Origin of the sequence: Mesorhizobium sp. M1E.F.Ca.ET.041.01.1.1 (assembly GCF_003997355.1) — a bacterium.
GTDB lineage: Bacteria > Pseudomonadota > Alphaproteobacteria > Rhizobiales > Rhizobiaceae > Mesorhizobium.
The window spans coordinates 1-1153 of sequence record NZ_RZSL01001057.1 but is presented as its reverse complement, the minus strand read 5'-3'; the positions used below and the strand labels follow the sequence as shown (position 1 = coordinate 1153).

Annotated in this window: 1 protein-coding gene and 1 pseudogene; both read left to right on the top strand. The window is 64.5% G+C overall.

From position 1 onward, the window contains the following. Nucleotides 1-194 (top strand): annotated as a pseudogene (locus EOA38_RS37300) (protease modulator HflK); the annotation flags it as partial. Further along, nucleotides 194-1147 (top strand): protease modulator HflC, encoded by a 954-nt coding sequence (locus EOA38_RS37295; protein WP_126093146.1) that lies wholly within the window; start codon nt 194-196, stop codon nt 1145-1147. The pseudogene EOA38_RS37300 and the gene EOA38_RS37295, both read left to right, overlap by 1 nt. Nucleotides 1148-1153 lie beyond the last annotated feature (6 nt).

Here is a 1153-nt window from a genome sequence, read left to right as displayed (position 1 = left end):
TCTACAACGAATACGCCAAGGCGCCCGATGTGACGCGCAAGCGCCTGTATCTGGAAACGATGGAGAGGATCCTGAAGGACTCGAACAAGGTCGTCGTCGAACCGGGCAATGGACAGGGAGTGCTTCCCTATCTGCCGCTGCCGGCACTGCAGCCGAAGGCGCCGCCGGCGCCGGTGCTGGGAGGTAACCAGTGATGGCCAACCGTCTTCCCATCATCGCGGTCATCGCCGCCGTCCTGCTGTTTCTGCTCTATTCGTCGGTGTTCGTCGTCAAGGCGGGCGAGCAGGCCATCGTGCTGAGATTCGGCGAGATTATCGACGTCAAGACCGAGCCAGGCATCTATTTCAAGGCGCCGTTCGCCTTCTTCGATGCCGACAGCGTTCAGACGATCGAGAAGAAAGTGATGCGCTTCGACCTCGACAACATCCGCGTCCAGGTCTCCGGCGGCAAATTCTACGAGGTCGATGCCTTCATCGCCTATCGCATCTCCGATCCGCGCACCTTCCGGGCGGCCGTGTCCGGACAGGTGGAACTTGCCGAAGCCCGGCTGAAGACGCGCCTCGATGCAGCGCTTCGCCGCGTCTATGGTCTGCGAGACTTCGAGGCGGCACTTTCCGAGGAGCGCGGCGTCATGATGCGCGAGGTGCGCGATCAGCTCCGTCCCGACGCGACGTCGCTCGGCCTCGACATCGAGGACGTGCGCATTCGCCGGACGGATCTGACGGCGGAAGTCTCGCAGCAGACCTACGACCGCATGAAGGCCGAACGTCTGGCGGAAGCCGAGCGGCTGAGAGCACGCGGCAACGAGGCGGCGCAACGCATCAGGGCCCGGGCCGACCGCGAGGTCGTCGAGATCGTCGCCGAGGCGCAGAAGGAATCGGAAATCCTGCGCGGTGAGGGCGAGGCGCAGCGCAGCGCCACCTTTGCGGATGCCTACAAGCGCGATCCGGCCTTCTTCGATTTCTATCGCTCGATGAATGCTTATGGCACCGCGCTGGACAACACCGGAACCACCATGGTGCTGTCGCCGGAGTCCGAGTTCTTCCGCTACTTCCGCGATCCGGGCAGCAAGCCCGTGCCTGGCCAACCGGCCGAGCAACAGTCGGCGCCGGCTGTGCCGGCGCCGCAGCCCAGCACCGCCCAGTAGCGGCGG